The sequence below is a fragment of the Vibrio sp. 10N.222.52.B7 genome (genome assembly GCF_041474275.1).
Taxonomy (GTDB): Bacteria; Pseudomonadota; Gammaproteobacteria; order Enterobacterales; family Vibrionaceae; genus Vibrio; species Vibrio crassostreae_C.
The window spans coordinates 63,233-77,169 of sequence record NZ_JBFRTU010000015.1; the positions used below are offsets into that span (position 1 = coordinate 63,233).

15 protein-coding genes are annotated in these 13,937 nt (G+C 43.5%); 12 read left to right on the forward strand and 3 right to left on the reverse strand.

The window, feature by feature from the left end; translation table 11 throughout:
* The 9 genes from lpxK (at position 1) to pyrF (ending at position 7,480) form a co-directional block, all read left to right on the forward strand.
* Positions 1-1,008, forward strand: a complete 1,008-nt coding sequence (gene lpxK / locus AB4512_RS06270; RefSeq protein WP_372083378.1) for a tetraacyldisaccharide 4'-kinase — start codon at positions 1-3, stop codon at positions 1,006-1,008.
* Positions 989-1,168 carry a Trm112 family protein gene (locus AB4512_RS06275; RefSeq protein WP_004736429.1) on the forward strand — a complete coding sequence of 60 codons (180 nt, stop codon included), beginning with the start codon at positions 989-991 and terminating at the stop codon, positions 1,166-1,168. The genes lpxK and AB4512_RS06275 overlap by 20 nt, the downstream gene beginning before the upstream one ends.
* Positions 1,168-1,914 (forward strand): 3-deoxy-manno-octulosonate cytidylyltransferase, encoded by a 747-nt coding sequence (gene kdsB / locus AB4512_RS06280; protein WP_017060236.1) that lies wholly within the window; start codon positions 1,168-1,170, stop codon positions 1,912-1,914. Before AB4512_RS06275 ends, kdsB begins: the two co-directional genes overlap by 1 nt.
* Positions 1,915-2,206: 292 nt before the next feature.
* On the forward strand, positions 2,207-2,887 hold the full coding sequence (gene cmk / locus AB4512_RS06285) for a (d)CMP kinase (protein WP_017060237.1): 681 nt from the start codon (positions 2,207-2,209) through the stop codon (positions 2,885-2,887).
* Between the two features lie 106 nt (positions 2,888-2,993).
* A complete protein-coding gene (rpsA, locus tag AB4512_RS06290; protein WP_010439921.1) occupies positions 2,994-4,664 on the forward strand; it encodes a 30S ribosomal protein S1 in 1,671 nt (556 codons plus the stop codon).
* Positions 4,665-4,785: 121 nt separating this feature from the next.
* Positions 4,786-5,070 (forward strand): integration host factor subunit beta, encoded by a 285-nt coding sequence (ihfB, locus tag AB4512_RS06295; RefSeq protein ID WP_017060238.1) that lies wholly within the window; start codon positions 4,786-4,788, stop codon positions 5,068-5,070.
* A 129-nt stretch (positions 5,071-5,199) separates the two neighbouring features.
* A complete protein-coding gene (locus AB4512_RS06300; RefSeq protein WP_017066774.1) occupies positions 5,200-5,472 on the forward strand; it encodes a LapA family protein in 273 nt (90 codons plus the stop codon).
* A 12-nt stretch (positions 5,473-5,484) separates the two neighbouring features.
* The gene (gene lapB, locus AB4512_RS06305; RefSeq protein WP_372174633.1) at positions 5,485-6,660 is read left to right on the forward strand and encodes a lipopolysaccharide assembly protein LapB; all 1,176 of its coding nucleotides are present in this window, start codon (positions 5,485-5,487) and stop codon (positions 6,658-6,660) included.
* Positions 6,661-6,784: 124 nt separating this feature from the next.
* Positions 6,785-7,480, forward strand: a complete 696-nt coding sequence (gene pyrF / locus AB4512_RS06310; RefSeq protein WP_017060241.1) for an orotidine-5'-phosphate decarboxylase — start codon at positions 6,785-6,787, stop codon at positions 7,478-7,480.
* 104 nt (positions 7,481-7,584) lie between these two features.
* On the opposite strand, the gene miaE is transcribed toward pyrF, so the two are convergent.
* Together miaE and AB4512_RS06320 are read right to left on the reverse strand one after the other, a co-directional pair.
* Positions 7,585-8,340 (reverse strand): tRNA isopentenyl-2-thiomethyl-A-37 hydroxylase MiaE, encoded by a 756-nt coding sequence (miaE, locus tag AB4512_RS06315; protein ID WP_017060242.1) that lies wholly within the window; start codon positions 8,338-8,340, stop codon positions 7,585-7,587.
* Positions 8,341-8,483: 143 nt separating this feature from the next.
* Positions 8,484-9,248 (reverse strand): hypothetical protein, encoded by a 765-nt coding sequence (locus AB4512_RS06320; protein ID WP_017060243.1) that lies wholly within the window; start codon positions 9,246-9,248, stop codon positions 8,484-8,486.
* A 322-nt stretch (positions 9,249-9,570) separates the two neighbouring features.
* Here AB4512_RS06320 and cysB point away from each other — a divergent pair, with 322 nt between their 5' ends.
* Together cysB and AB4512_RS06330 are read left to right on the forward strand one after the other, a co-directional pair.
* Positions 9,571-10,545, forward strand: coding sequence for an HTH-type transcriptional regulator CysB (gene cysB / locus AB4512_RS06325; RefSeq protein WP_017060244.1), 975 nt, complete (start codon positions 9,571-9,573; stop codon positions 10,543-10,545).
* Positions 10,546-10,685: 140 nt separating this feature from the next.
* Positions 10,686-11,888 carry a methyltransferase gene (locus AB4512_RS06330; RefSeq protein ID WP_102393838.1) on the forward strand — a complete coding sequence of 401 codons (1,203 nt, stop codon included), beginning with the start codon at positions 10,686-10,688 and terminating at the stop codon, positions 11,886-11,888.
* Between the two features lie 155 nt (positions 11,889-12,043).
* Here the strand turns inward: AB4512_RS06330 and ald are convergent, their stop codons facing one another.
* The gene (gene ald / locus AB4512_RS06335) at positions 12,044-13,168 is read right to left on the reverse strand and encodes an alanine dehydrogenase (protein ID WP_017060246.1); all 1,125 of its coding nucleotides are present in this window, start codon (positions 13,166-13,168) and stop codon (positions 12,044-12,046) included.
* A 156-nt stretch (positions 13,169-13,324) separates the two neighbouring features.
* Between ald and lrp the strand changes: the two genes are divergently transcribed.
* Positions 13,325-13,819, forward strand: coding sequence for a leucine-responsive transcriptional regulator Lrp (gene lrp / locus AB4512_RS06340; RefSeq protein WP_004734558.1), 495 nt, complete (start codon positions 13,325-13,327; stop codon positions 13,817-13,819).
* The last annotated feature ends 118 nt before the right edge of the window (positions 13,820-13,937 follow it).

The window sequence follows — 13,937 nt, forward strand, 5'->3', positions numbered from 1 at the left end:
GTGATCGAAAAGATTTGGTTTAACAATCACCCGTTGAAATATCTTCTCTGGCCGCTTTTGTGGCCACTGAGTCTGCTGTTCAAAATGATCAGTAGTCGGCGTCGTGACGCTTATCTCTCAGGGAATAAAGAGACCTACCGCCCGCCTTTACCTGTTATTGTTGTGGGCAATATTACTGCTGGTGGAAATGGTAAAACACCGGTTGTGATTTGGTTAGTTGAGATGCTTCAGGCTCACGGCTTTAAACCCGGAGTCGTATCTCGTGGCTACGGTGCAAAAGCACCAAGCTATCCGTTGGTGTTGGATGAAAATACCCCAGCTGAGCATTCGGGTGATGAACCTCGCTTGATTCGTAAGCGAACTGGTGCGCCAGTCGCAGTCGACCCTGTGCGAGCTAACGCAGTGAAAGCATTGCTGAGCAAAGGCGTTGATGTGATTATCACTGACGATGGCCTTCAGCATTACGCGCTTGAACGCGACATTGAATTTGCAGTTATCGACGGCGCAAGACGCTTTGGTAGCGAATGCCTAATTCCTTTAGGCCCGTTAAGAGAGCCTGTATCTCGTTTAGATGAAGTCGACTTTTTGGTTAACAATGGCGGTAAAGCGCATGGGCGAGAGTTCTCGATGTCTTTGCTTCCAAGCCAAGCAGTTAACCTAAAGACTGGTCAGAAAAGGTCTGTGGCAAAATTACACAAGCTGGTGGCTTTTGCCGGTATTGGCCACCCACCGCGCTTTTTTAAAACATTGGAAGATCTTGATGGTGATGTGGTTTTCACACAGGGCTTCGCCGACCATCAAGATTTTGATAAAGATGAACTTCATGCCTTAGCTAATAAAGGTATGAATCTGATTATGACAGAAAAAGACGCTGTAAAATGCGAAGAATATGCTCAAGATAACTGGTGGTATCTTCCAGTTTCTGCGCAGTTCGATGAAGATTCGCAACAGCAAATTTTAAAAAGAATAAAAGAGGTTATGGAATACTATGGATCACCGTCTACTTGAGATCGTTGCTTGCCCTGTATGTAAAGGTAAACTAACTTTTGACAAGGATAAGCAAGAGCTTGTTTGTAAAATTGATCGCCTTGCTTACCCAATTAAAGAGGGTATTCCTGTTCTTTTAGAACCTGAAGCTCGCACCGTTTCTATGGATGAGGGTAAGTAATGTCTTATACGGTTGTTATACCTGCAAGATACCAATCGAGCCGTTTACCAGGGAAGCCACTTGCTGACATTGGTGGAAAGCCGATGATTCAATGGGTATACGAACAGTCAATGAAAGCGGGTGCCGATAACGTTATTATCGCTACCGACGACGCTCGAGTTGAAAAAGCGGCTAAAGCATTTGGCGCGACCGTTTGTATGACATCACCGAATCACGAATCGGGCACTGAACGCCTAGCTGAAGTGATTGAAGTTATGAATATTCCTGATGATCATATTATCGTGAATGTTCAAGGTGATGAGCCACTTATCCCACCTTCAATCATTAATCAGGTTGCCAACAATCTTGCTAACAGTACAGCCCCGATGGCAACGTTAGGTGTGGAAATTACTCATGCTGATGAAGTGTTTAACCCTAATGCCGTTAAAGTTGTAACCGATAAAGACGGTTACGCCTTGTATTTTAGCCGAGCAACCATCCCTTGGGATCGCGATGCTTACGCGAACAACGGTACTGCAGCGGAATCTCCTTTGCTTCGTCATATTGGTATCTATGCTTACCGAGCTGGTTTTATCAATACCTACATTAATTGGGAACCAAGCACTCTTGAACGTATTGAGTGCCTAGAGCAATTACGAGTACTTTGGTACGGTGAAAAAATCCACGTAGACGTTGCGGCGGAAGCACCGGCTGCTGGTGTTGATACGCCTGAAGACCTAGAAGCGGTTCGAGCTATTATTGGCTAAGCTTCTTTGAGCGAGTTCTTCTTTGCTCTACAAAATGAAAAATCATGAGCCTTGCTTATTGCGAGGCTTTTTTCTATCTACCGAAAAGTGCGCTATCGAAAAGCGCGTGTGTGTCTTATTGACCTAAGCAAACGGATATTGGGATAGTTGCATTGGTTTATGCATCATCAACACGGAATTATCTGAGATTTACCTCGCTCGAGTTCCAATTTTTCTCTATAATATGCCGCCTATAAAGTAGTGGCGAATCGCTAGTACAGAATAAAACTTACGACAAAACGTGGAGTAAAAGATGCCTTCTCAAAGCCCAGTGATTACGGTTGATGGACCAAGTGGTGCAGGTAAAGGTACCCTGTGTATGTTGCTAGCAGATAAGCTAGGCTTTCATCTTCTAGACTCAGGCGCGATCTATCGCGTATTGGCTTTAGCGGCAATTCACCATGGTGTGGATACTGAATCAGAGGATGCTTTAGTACCGCTTGCTACACACTTAGACGTGCAGTTTATTGCTGAAGGCGACTTAGTTAAGGTTATCCTAGAAGGTGAAGATGTGTCTGGTGAACTTCGTAAAGAAGAGACAGGCATGGCGGCTTCAAAAGTTGCTGCTTTACCTCGCGTTCGCGAAGCACTGCTTCGTCGTCAACGTGCATTCAGCGCTGCGCCTGGTTTGGTTGCAGATGGTCGTGACATGGGAACGGTTGTGTTTCCTGAAGCTGAAGCGAAAATATTTTTAGATGCAAGTGCTGAAGAGCGTGCGAGTCGCCGCCTTAAACAGTTGCAACAGAAGGGGTTAGATGTTAAATTTGACGACCTTTTGAGCGAGATCCAAGAGCGAGACGACCGAGATCGTAATCGCCCAGTGGCGCCACTTCGCCCTGCAGAGGATGCTCTAGTGCTTGATTCCACCTCAATGAATATTGAGCAGGTAGTAGAAAAAGCACTACACTATATTGAATCGAAACTGGCTGGGTAATTTCGCCGAGCTAGTACGAACGTTGGTCGCAAGGATGATGACCGGCGAATTTATCAACCCCATGCGGTAGGATACCCATGGACGTTTAATTATTGAAGATTAAATAATGACTGAATCTTTTGCTCAACTCTTTGAAGAGTTTCTATCTGAAACTGAATTCCAACAAGGCAGCATCGTTAAAGGTACTGTAGTAGCTATCGAGAACGGTTTCGTTCTTGTAGACGCTGGTCTTAAGTCTGAATCTGCTATCCCTGCTGAACAATTCAAGAACGCTGCTGGCGAACTTGAAGTTGAAGTTGGTGCTGAAGTAGACGTAGCTCTAGACGCTGTTGAAGATGGTTTCGGTGAAACTCAACTTTCTCGTGAGAAAGCTAAGCGTCACGAAGCTTGGATCGTACTTGAGAAAGCTTGCGAAGAAGCTGAAACTGTTGTTGGTATCATCAACGGTAAAGTTAAAGGCGGTTTCACTGTTGAACTTAACGGTATCCGTGCTTTCCTTCCTGGTTCTCTAGTAGACGTACGTCCTATCCGTGACACTGCTCACCTAGAAAACAAAGAGCTAGAGTTCAAAGTAATCAAGCTAGACCAGAAGCGTAACAACGTTGTTGTTTCTCGTCGTGCTGTTATCGAATCTGAAAACAGTGTTGAGCGTGACGAACTTCTTGAAACTCTACAAGAAGGTACTGAAGTTAAAGGTATCGTTAAGAACCTTACTGACTACGGTGCATTCGTTGACCTTGGCGGTGTTGACGGTCTTCTACATATCACAGATATGGCTTGGAAGCGCGTTAAGCACCCATCAGAGATCGTTAACGTTGGTGACGAAATCCTAGTTAAAGTTCTTAAGTTCGATCGTGAGCGCACTCGTGTTTCACTAGGTCTTAAGCAACTAGGCGAAGATCCATGGGTAGCAATCGCTAAGCGTTACCCAGAAGGTCACAAGCTTTCTGGTCGTGTTACAAACCTAACTGACTACGGCTGCTTCGTTGAAATCGAAGAAGGCGTTGAAGGTCTAGTACACGTTTCTGAAATGGATTGGACTAACAAGAACATCCACCCTTCTAAAGTTGTTAATGTTGGCGACGAAGTTGAGGTTATGGTTCTTGATATCGACGAAGAACGTCGTCGTATCTCTCTAGGTCTGAAACAGTGTAAAGCTAACCCATGGCAGTCATTTGCAGAAATGCAAGCTAAGGGCGACAAAGTTACTGGTAAGATCAAGTCTATCACTGACTTTGGTATCTTCATCGGTCTAGAAGGCGGTATCGACGGTCTTGTACACCTATCTGACATTTCTTGGAACGCTGCCGGCGAAGAAGCTGTACGTGAATACAAGAAAGGCGACGAAATCTCTGCTGTTGTTCTAGCAGTAGATGCAGAGCGTGAGCGTATTTCTCTTGGCGTTAAGCAAATGGAAAACGACCCGTTCAACGCATACGTTGCTGACAACAAGAAAGGTGTTCTTGTAAACGGTACTGTTACTGCAGTTGACGCGAAAGGCGCTACTATCGAGCTAATCGAAGGCGTTGAAGGTTACATCCGCGCTTCTGAAGTTTCTCGCGACCGTATCGAAGATGCATCTCTAATCCTAAGCGTTGGCGACAGCGTTGAAGCGAAGTTCACTGGTGTAGACCGTAAGAACCGCGTAATCAACCTATCTATCAAAGCTAAAGATGAAGCTGATGAGCAAGAAGCAATGGCTTCACTGAACAAGTCTGAAGAAGGCGCGTTCGGTAACGCAATGGCAGACGCATTCAAAGCTGCTAAAGGCGAATAATAGCTTCTCATTAAGAGAATTATAGCTATCTAGCCAAGAAAGGAGCCGTAAGGCTCCTTTTTTTTTGCTTATTTTTCCGATAGGTCTATAATTTCTAAAAAGAAAACCAACGAGGGTAACTATGACTAAGTCTGAATTGATTGAGAGACTGTGCGCTGAGCAAACGCATCTTTCTGCAAAAGAAATTGAAGACGCTGTAAAAGACATTTTAGAGCATATGGCTTCAACACTAGAAAGTGGTGATCGAATCGAAATTCGCGGTTTTGGCAGCTTTTCTCTGCATTATCGTGAGCCTCGTGTTGGACGTAACCCAAAGACTGGTGACAAGGTTGAGTTAGAAGGTAAATACGTTCCTCACTTCAAACCAGGTAAAGAGCTGCGTGAACGAGTAAACTCAGGAATGTAGCCTACTTATCGGAATTAAGAAAAGCGGCATACTATAATGTATGCCGCTTTTTTATGACCATAATATGGTGGTCTGATTAGTAATTTTCCTGCATAATCGTACAGCTAACCAACCAATGAGTGATGAACTATGAAAATTATAAAAATAGTCGCCGTTATCGCACTTTTCCTAATTGCACTGGCTTTAGGCTCTCAAAACCAAACAACTGTGAATTTCAACTATCTGCTAGCGCAAGGTGACTTCCACCTATCAAGTTTATTAGGTGTTGTATTCGTTTCAGGCTTCGCCCTTGCTTGGTTAGTCTTTGGTAATATGCACATGCGGTCTCAGCTAAAAATTCATCGCTTGAAGAAGCAACTCAATAAGCAATCAAAGCAGGTCGCTGCTGATACTAAAGCTTAAAGGCTATATTTGATGTTAGAGTTACTGTTCTTACTTTTGCCCATCGCAGCCGCTTATGGCTGGTATATGGGTAATCGTAACGCTCAGCAAGAAAAACAAAAGCAATCACACCAGATCTCCCGTCAATACGTGACGGGTTTGAACCTATTACTGTCAGATCAATCTGACAAAGCGGTTGATCACTTTATTGAACTGCTTCAAGTAGACAATGAAACCATCGATACTCACTTGGCTTTGGGCAACTTGTTCCGCTCAAGAGGCGAAGTCGACCGCGCTATTCGTATTCACCAAAATCTCATCTCTCGTTCGGGGCTTACCCTCGATCAGAAAAATCTCGCACTGCAACAATTAGCTAAAGACTACATGGTCTCTGGCTTCCTTGATCGCGCTGAAAAAATCTTTGAACAACTTGTAGAAGAACCTGACCATAAAGAGGGCGCTTTACAGCAGTTGGTGGCTATTTATCAGCAGACCCGTGAGTGGAACAAGGCTATCCATTACGGAAATATCTTAGTTAAGCTCGGCAAGAAAAAAATGAAGATGCGTGCCACAGTCGCGCATTTCTGGTGTGAGCTTGCAATGCAAGAACAAGCCGATGGTAATCGTTCTAAAGCGCTTCAGCATTTTAAGAAGGCGCTTTCTGAAGACCCTAAATGTGTTCGCGCAAGTATCGCACTAGGGAAGTTCCACTTAGCGAACGAAGATTACCTAAAGACAATTGATTGTCTTGAATCGGTACTTGAACAAGATATCGATTTTATCAGTGAGGTGTTGCCAACCCTTGCTGAGTGTTACCACAAGCTTGGACAAGAAGCTCAATTGGTCGAGTTCCTCAAAGCGTGTATTCAGAAGAAAGCCGGTGTATCTGCCGAACTGATGCTGGCGCAATTGGTTGCTCACCATGAAGATGTAGGCTCTGCTCAAGAGTTACTGACAAAGCAGCTTGTTAAAAATCCAACCATGAAAGGTTTTTATCGATTAATCGATTACCACCTAGCGGAAGCAGAAGAAGGCCGAGCAAAAGACAGCTTAACCACACTTCAATCTATGGTTGGTGAACAGCTTAAGGTTAAGCCTCATTACCGTTGTCGTCAGTGTGGTTTCTCGACACACTCTTTGTATTGGCACTGCCCTTCATGTAAAGGGTGGGGGACGATCAAGCCTATTCGTGGGCTTGATGGTGAATAGATTTGTGGTCACTTTAAGACCAAATTATTAATTGCAGCTTTCGGGCTGCATTTTTATGACTGTTATTTATCACCTGCTTAGGTGATTAGAAATTTTTAGAAAGTTAACTGCGTTAGGAGATGAAATGAACGACCAAAAAATCATTGTAGCCTTAGATTATGATAATCAAGCGGATGCGTTAGCCTTTGTCGATCGAATTGACCCAGCATCTTGCCGCCTAAAAGTGGGCAAAGAGATGTTTACCCTGTTTGGCCCTGAATTTGTTCGTGAATTACATAAGCGTGGTTTCTCAGTATTTTTAGACCTTAAATTCCACGACATCCCGAACACATGTTCAAAAGCAGTCCGTGCTGCCGCTGAACTGGGTGTTTGGATGGTGAACGTACACGCAAGTGGCGGTGAGCGTATGATGACGGCTTCTCGCGAAATCTTAGAACCTTATGGCAAAGATCGTCCACTGTTAATCGGTGTAACGGTACTCACCAGTATGGAGCAATCTGACTTAGCGGGTATCGGTCTGGATCTTGAACCACAACAACACGTGATGCGCTTGGCTTCTCTAACGAAAAACTCTGGCTTAGACGGTGTTGTATGTTCTGCACAAGAGGCTTCTTTGCTTAAAGGTGCACTTGGTCAAGAGTTCAAGCTAGTTACTCCAGGTATTCGTCCTGTCGGCGCAGATGTTGGTGACCAGAAGCGCATCATGACGCCTTCTAAAGCGATTGAATCAGGTTCAGACTACCTTGTTATTGGTCGTCCGATTACGCAAGCGATAGACCCTGCTGCTGTACTTGCAGAGATCAACGGTACGCTTGCTTAAGTCTATATTTGGATTGAGATATAAATAAAGAAGGCCAGCAAATTGCTGGCCTTAATTTTTTAGTCTGGATTAGTCTAAACTGGACTGAATGTTCTGTGTGGAGCCTAAACCGGAGCACCACTATGGAATTTGAAGTCGCTGTCTTCTGAAGTGATAAGATCAGCTTCTACTTGAGCAAAATGCGAAATACGCTCTGAAATATCTTTCCCTGCGATCTGTTCTGCTAGCTCAAGGTAATCTTGGTAGTGGCGAGCTTCTGAACGAAGTAGAGACACGTAAAACTTCTCCATGTCTTCTTCCAAGAAAGGAGCCAATTTAGCGAAGCGCTCACAAGAGCGAGCTTCAATAAACGCACCGATGATAAGCTTATCAACCAGAGCATCAGGCTCGTAAGTCTTAACTTGTTTGATCAAGCCCTTAGCGTAACGACCCGCCTCGATTGGCTGGTAAGTCACGCCTTTCTTCTCCATCAACTCCATGACTTGGTAGAAGTGATGCAGCTCTTCTTTGATCAGTAAAACCATCTTATCGATTAGGTCAGCACCGTAATTACAGCCTTCTTTCGCTGTGATTTGCTTGGATACGTTGCTTTTACCACGCAGAGACTCTAAGTCTCCGATACGACGGTAAGCAAATTGCTCGTATGGCAAAATCCATTCATTCAGTTGCTTCGCGCTTTCTTTATCGACGGCGTACTTGCGAATAAGGAATAAAGCACTCTGTGCCGCCTTAAGTTCACACAGCATGTGATCGCGTAGAATGATGTGAAGATTTTCTGGCTTTTTGGCTTCATCTATCCATGAATCTGGCGTTTCGGCTTTAAGAAAAGAGTGGATTGGAGCGAGTAATTCTTGATACATGGTCAGGGAAAGTTTGTTGATAATGCGGGGATTTTATCACAGCTCAAGAGATCTCCCTATACAGAGAAAGGAAATTCAACAGCTACAAAAAAGGCCGCCTATTTAATGTAAATAAGGCGGCCTTTAAGTGTTGAGTTAGACTGTTACCATTTCTTCTTCTGACCGAAGAGGGCATCCATATCGTCTTCTCGTTCTTTAGATTCCATCTGCTGCAAATCTTGAGCGTTTTTGTCTTGGCGTTTCTGGTCAAGCTCGTTAAGCATCTGTTGAAGCTTTTCTTTGGCTTGATTAGAGTACGAGTCGTTCTTAGTCGCCAAAGCATCAATACCTTTGCGTAATAGCTGAATCGCTGTTCCCGGTTGTCCGCGAGAAATCGAATCGTTTGCACGTTTGATAACATTTTCAATGTTAATACGGATTTGAATTGTTTCTAGGCGAGCATTTTCAACCACATAAGCTTGAGTCTCGAAACGGCCTTTATTGTGCTCGTTGCGCACCGTATCACGCAGGCGTTTAACTAACTTAAGCATCATGATCGCTTGCTTGTCACTACTTGGTACGCGGAAAGCGGTACTCTCGCCACCTTTGTAGTTCTCTTTTAGCTGAGTGATTTGTTGTTTTACGCTTTCAATGCGTTGGGCAAGCTGCTTATTTTTTGGATCGAGTTGATACATGTTTTCTAATGCATCAAGAATTCGATTGTTTAAGCATACAAGAAGATCTTGGCTAAACGGCATGTGATGAGCGTTGCCAATCAGTTCTTCTGTACCGTCAATAATGGTTAGATAACGAGAAGCTTCCTGTTTCTTCGCTGTTTCTACCTTAACTTTATATTGAAGCATGATGTTGTAGCCTAAAACTAACACCAAAAGAACGGCTACTAAGACGATTATTAAACCAATATTCATATATTTGAGTCTGCTTATTATTTTCTATAGCTAACTGGAGAGGATACACGATTCCATTGTGTATCGGCACTCGTAAATTGCAATTTCTGATTATCTCTTGTTGAGCGAAATCGGCAATCAAAACTTACCAACTAATGTATGAGAATGAGGGTTGGGTTGCAAAGCGTTAGTGATATTTTTGTTTGTTAAGCTAGAAAAACTCAATTTTTCTGTCATTTTTGTGTTCGAAGCGTTATAACTATTAATTATATTACACGCGACTATAACGCTCTCTTTGCAAATAAGTTAGCACAGAAATGAGTAAAGGATTACGAGGTTAGATATGAAGTTACAGCAACTGAAGTACATTGTTGAGGTTGTAAACCATAACCTAAATGTTTCAGCTACAGCAGAGAGTTTGTACACATCTCAGCCTGGCATTAGTAAGCAAGTTAGATTACTTGAAGACGAACTAGGTATTCAGATTTTTGAGCGTAGCGGCAAGCATCTAACGCAGGTTACCCAAGCGGGTGAGGATATCATTCGTATCTCTCAAGAGATTTTGGCACGCGTTGAAAGCATTAAAGCGGTAGCGGGTGAACACACACATCCAGAGATGGGTACATTGAATATTTCAACGACTCATACTCAAGCTCGTTATGCACTGCCTGATGTGATTAAAGGTTTCACGGCGCGCTATCCAAAAGTATCGCTTCACATGCACCAAGGTACGCCAAGCCAAATGTCAGAAGCCGTCGCTAAAGGTACAGCGAATTTTGCGATTGCAACGGAAGCGCTACACCTTTACCAAGATGCGATTATGCTGCCTTGTTACCACTGGAACCGTTCGATCGTCGTGACCAAAGATCATCCTCTGGCACAGAAGCGTAATATCACGATCGAAGATCTTGCGGCTTACTCTCTCGTGACTTATGTATTTGGTTTCACTGGCCGCTCTGAGCTTGATACCGCGTTTAACAAAGTAGGTTTAACACCGCGTGTTGTGTTTACTGCGACCGATGCAGACGTAATCAAAACCTACGTTCGTATGGGCATTGGTGTTGGTGTAATTGCAAGTATGGCTATTGACCACGAGCAAGATACTGATTTGGTTGCGATTGATGCGAGCCATCTATTTGGTGCGAGCACAACCAGCATTGGTTTTAGAAAAGGCACCTTCTTGCGTTCTTACATGTTTGATTTCATGGAGCGTTTTGCACCGCACTTAACTCGCCCTGTGGTTGAGCAAGCTATTTCTTTGAAATCGAACGAAGAGATCGAAGAGATGTTTAAAGATATCGAACTGCCAGTTCGTTAATCTCATCGTGTAAATTTTGATTCTTATTCGGCCTGTATTTGCAGGCCGTTTTTCTTTTGGGCTTTTCGTTTTCGTTTTCTTTATCGGGCCTTTCCATTTCGACCTCTTACCCCTACAATCCACGCATCATAGGGGGAAGCATGCATTCACGATTTAAAATACTCGATTCATTTTTGCTAGAGCACCAGATTTACTGGCGTTCAGAGCCTTTTCACCTATGCCAAACTCAACAGCAGCCGTGGAAAGAGGTCAATCGTCCACTCGTTGATTGGTTAGAAAGCTTAGATAATGAAAGCATTCAAACCTTAAAAGAGCAGCCTCAGCTTTTGATTGAGGAACTGACTCGTTTCCTACCTGAATTAGAAACTGCTACCCAAAACATCCAGTTCGATAACACTGCTTTGGTTGGTTTAGACCTCCCACGTGGTACTGCTGATGGTATTCCTGGCCGAAAGCTACATCAAATTGTCGCAATGGGCGAGGCTGCATTATGCCATCACCATGGCAAAGAGTGGCTCGAGTGGTGTTCTGGTAAAGGCTTTCTTGGTCGAATCCTATCTCAGCAATCGGATCAAAAAGTCACTAGCTTTGAATGGCAGCAATCGTTATGCGAAAGCGGACAAAAGATTGCGGATGACCAGAAGTTAGCGATGGATTTTGTTCAAGGAGATGCGTTTTCAGACAAGGCCGATGACGTGTTTAATTCGTACCAACATGCCGTGGCCCTTCATGCTTGTGGTGATCTTCATGTTGAGCTAGTTAAAAAGTCAGTGTCACATGGGCTACCAGCGGTCACTATTTCTCCTTGTTGTTATCATCTTATTCGAGACGAAAACTATCAAGCGATGTCTTCTATCGCGAAAAGCTCAGCATTAACGTTAAGTAAGAGCGACTTGAGAATCCCGCTTCAAGAAACCGTTACTGGTGGTGAAAGAGTAAAAAGACATCGTCAACTAGAGATGAGCTATCGTCTAGGCTTCAGCCAGTTGCTTAAGGCTGAACTTAACATTGACGAATACATTCCTGTACCGAGCATCAAAAAATCAGAGTTAGCTGAGGGTTTTGAATCTTTCTGCCGTTGGGCATCTGAAGTGAAAGAGCTATCGCTGGGCTCAGATATTGATTTTGACTCTTATTTGATTCAAGGCGAAGCGCTTTTCTGGGAAATGGAAAAGCTGAGTTTGGTTCAACAAGTCTTTAGACGACCATTAGAGATATGGCTGGCTTTAGATCGCGCTATCTATCTGCAAGAGCAAGGTTATGAAGCTACGATTGAAGAGTTCTGTGAACGCAGTATTACGCCAAGAAATCTATTGATTCATGGGGTTAAAATCGAGCGCTAGTGGTAAACCGTACTGTTACGTGTTTTTACGAACTAAATCCATTAATGCAAAAAAGCCAGCGCGACATAATGTCGTACTGGCTTTTTGTTTAATGTGTATGAGTTAACTGAACGCTTCAACGAGAAGATTATTGCGTTCAGTTAGTCATTACATCATTAGTTAAACATTGCGATTGCTTCTGCTGGGTCTACGTATTCAAGGTCAAAGCTTTCTGCAACTTCTTTACAAGTTACTTTACCGTGAATAACGTTTAGACCTTCTAGGAAGCCTTCATCAGATAGAAGTGCTTCGCGGTAGCCTTTGTTCGCTAGCTTAACAATGTAAGGAAGTGTTGCATTGTTTAGTGCGTAAGTTGAAGTACGAGCAACAGCGCCAGGCATGTTTGCAACACAGTAGTGAACTACGTCATCAACAATGTAAGTTGGGTCTGCGTGAGTGGTTGCGTGAGAAGTCTCGAAACAACCGCCTTGGTCGATTGCAACATCAACAACTGCTGAACCTGGCTTCATCTTAGCGATGTGCTCTTTTGTAACCAATTTTGGAGCTGCTGCGCCAGGAATTAGTACTGCACCAATTACTAGGTCTGCTTCTAGAACATGCTTCTCAATGGCGTCTTCAGTAGAATAAACCACTTTTGCGCGACCTTGGAATTCTTCATCAAGTCGACGCAGTGTATCTACGTTACGGTCAAGAATTGTAACATCAGCGCGAAGGCCTACAGCCATACGTGCTGCGTTAGCACCTACAACACCGCCACCAACAACAACAACTTTTGCTGGTTCAACACCTGGAACGCCACCAAGAAGAAGACCACAACCACCGTTAGATTTCTCTAATGTTTGTGCACCTGCTTGAATAGACATACGACCAGCTACTTCAGACATTGGTGCTAATAGTGGCAAGCGACCCATATTATCTGTTACAGTCTCATAGGCTACGCAGACAGCTTTGCTCTTGATAAGCTCTTCAGTTTGTGGAAAATCTGGTGCAAGGTGTAAATAGGTAAATAATATTTGCCCTTCGCGAAGCATAGCTCGCTCGACAGCTTGAGGTTCTTTAACCTTTACAATCATCTCTGCTTTCGCGAAAACGTCAGCAGCAGTAGGAAGAATGGATGCGCCTACAGCGATGTAATCATCGTCTGAAAAACCGATACCAGTACCGGCATTGGTTTCTACAAAAACTTGGTGGCCGTGTGAGATTAGTTCTCTCACGCTAGCTGGGGTCATACCAACGCGGTATTCGTGGTTCTTGATTTCCTTAGGTACGCCAATGATCATCCTGACTCCTCATTATATTATGGTTGTTTTATCTATGTGTAGGGTAATTCTGTCGAATTAATATCTAGTATAGATAGGTTCAGATAGAATTTGATACCGAATATTAAAAAGTTGTAGTATATTTTTTTGCAAGGAAGTAATAAGGTGGAATAAAAAATGGCAGACAATTATAAGAAGCCGTCCAAGGAACTAGATCGTATTGACCGCAACATTCTTAATGAGTTGCAAAAAGACGGTCGTATCTCAAACGTTGAACTCTCAAAACGAGTAGGACTTTCTCCAACTCCATGTCTTGAGCGTGTTCGTCGTTTAGAACGTCAAGGTTACATTACTGGGTACACAGCGTTGCTGAACCCACAGTATCTTGATGCTTCACTTTTAGTGTTTGTTGAAATTACGTTGAACCGTGGTGCTCCAGATGTGTTCGAACAATTCAACACCGCTGTGCAGAAACTGGATGACATCCAAGAGTGTCATTTAGTGTCGGGTGATTTTGACTATCTTCTAAAAACACGTGTATCGGATATGGGTGCTTACCGTAAGCTACTGGGTGATACGTTACTTCGTCTACCGGGCGTAAACGACACTCGAACTTACGTTGTAATGGAAGAAGTGAAACAAACCAATCAACTTGTGATTAAAACTCGTTAGTCACAATTGGTGAAATGAAAGAAAGCGGACATTTGTTCCGCTTTCTTGCTTTCTGGAATTGGGTTTTTCTGTTTGATATGGTTAAATCAACAGTAGTTTCATTGAAACGGGCGGCTTT